At 64.2% G+C, this 257-nt stretch carries 1 pseudogene; it reads left to right on the forward strand.

What is annotated here, in order from left to right:
• Positions 1-257, forward strand: a pseudogene (locus RYX56_RS26685) (UDP-glucose 6-dehydrogenase); the annotation flags it as partial.

The raw sequence follows: 257 nt of genomic DNA on the forward strand, positions 1-257 counted from the left end.
CTTCAACCGCCCCGACCGCATCGTCATCGGTGCGGACGCGACGCCGGAGGGCAAGCGTGGCCTCGAGTTGATCCGCCAGCTCTACGCCCCGTTCACCCTCAACCATGATCGGACCATGGTCATGGATGTGCGCTCGGCCGAACTCACCAAATATGCCGCCAATGCCATGCTGGCGACCCGCATCTCGTTCATGAACGAACTCGCCAACCTCGCCGAGGACCTGGGCGCCGACATCGAACTGGTGCGGCGCGGTATCG

The sequence above is a fragment of the Alkalihalophilus lindianensis genome, assembly GCF_032843265.1.
GTDB classification, from domain to species: Bacteria; Bacillota; Bacilli; order Bacillales; family Bacillaceae_D; genus Alkalihalophilus; species Alkalihalophilus lindianensis.